2 protein-coding genes are annotated in these 1,326 nt (G+C 68.0%); both read right to left on the minus strand.

Annotated features, from left to right (window positions below; all coding sequences use genetic code 11):
- Positions 1-31: 31 nt before the first annotated feature.
- Positions 32-952, minus strand: a complete 921-nt coding sequence (locus ACFYOY_RS49185; protein ID WP_388594672.1) for an IS3 family transposase — start codon at positions 950-952, stop codon at positions 32-34.
- Positions 949-1,257, minus strand: coding sequence for a transposase (locus ACFYOY_RS49190; protein WP_171072378.1), 309 nt, complete (start codon positions 1,255-1,257; stop codon positions 949-951). The genes ACFYOY_RS49185 and ACFYOY_RS49190 overlap by 4 nt, the downstream gene beginning before the upstream one ends.
- Between the last annotated feature and the right edge of the window lie 69 nt (positions 1,258-1,326).

Raw genomic sequence — 1,326 nt, forward strand, 5'->3', positions numbered from 1 at the left:
TGAGGTTCCCCCGCAGTGCGGGAGTGGCTGACTAGCTGGTCAGAGCGGGTTGGCGTGGTTTCAGGTTCACTGGTTCGGTCGCTGCCTGGTCGGCGTAGTGCTTCTCCTCGTATTCGATGGGGCTGAGGTAGCCGAGCCGTTTCTGGATGCGGCGGGGGTTGTAGAAGCCGTCGATGTACTCGAAGAGCGCGAGGTTCGCTTCGGCCCTGGTGGCGAAGACGCGGCCGCGGATGCATTCGGTCTTGATGACCATCCACAGGTTCTCCGCCAGGGCATTGTCGAACGAGTCGCCGACCGAGCCCATGGACGCCTGGATACCGGTCCTGACCAGGCGTGTTGTGAGCTTCACGGACGTGTATTGACAGCCGTGGTCGGCGTGGTGAACGAGCTCGCCGGGGACGACTTCCCGGCTGGCCAGGGCATACTCCAGCGAGGTGAGGACCAGGTCCGCGTCCGCGCGGGCGGAGGTCTCCCAGGCCACGACCCGGCGGGAGAACGCGTCGCGGATCGCGGACAGCCACAGCGGCCCCTCCCTGGTGGGGATCATGGTCAGGTCGGTGACCCACAGCCGGTTCGGCCCGTTCGCGGTGAAGTCGCGTTGCACCAGGTCAGGAGCCAGATCGGCGTCCGGGTCACGGCGAGTGAAGCCCTTGTCCCGGCGGGGGCTGATCCCGGCCAGACCGGCCTGGCGCATGAGCCGCTCGACGCGCTTGCGGCCGACGTGGACGCCCTCACGCTTGAGGACGGCGTGCACGCGGGGTGAGCCGTAGATCCCGCCGGATTCGTCGTGGACCTGCCGGATCCTGCCCGTCAGCTCGGCGTCCCGGCGTCGCCGTTCGCACGGCTCGGTCTCGGCCTGACGCCACCGGTAGTAGGTGGAGGAGGGGATGTTCAGTTCCCGGAGTACGGGCTCGACCCCCAGATGCGGGTGCTCGTCAACGAGCGCCGTCACCTGGGCCGGGTCGGGTCGAGCTGGGCCGCGAAAAAAGCCGAGGCCGTCCGCAGGACCTCATTCGCACGCTTGAGCTGGGCATTCTCCTTGCGCAGGGCGGCAAGCTCCTCACGCTCGGCGGTGGTGAGCATGTCGCCTCGCTCGCCGGCGTCGGCCTCGGCCTGGCGAATCCAGTTGCGCAGGGCCTCGTGGTGCACGCCGAGTTCCTCGGCCATGCGGCGGATCACGGGCTTCGGCTCGGAAGCGCGGTACATCCGCACCGCACGCTCACGCAACTCCAGCGGGTACTTCCTCGGGGCAGGCATCGTCAGAGCTCCTCTCGTGAGCCCCATCTGACCTGCTGTCACCTCTCCCCGCATCTCGGGGGAACCTCA

Source organism: Streptomyces sp. NPDC007875 (genome assembly GCF_042868035.1).
GTDB lineage: Bacteria > Actinomycetota > Actinomycetes > Streptomycetales > Streptomycetaceae > Streptomyces > Streptomyces antimycoticus.

Coding starts and splice junctions, on each gene's coding strand:
- ACFYOY_RS49190 (WP_171072378.1), bottom strand. CDS start 1,257: ATGCCTGCCCCGAGGAAGTACCCGCTGGAGTTGCGTGAGCGTGCGGTG.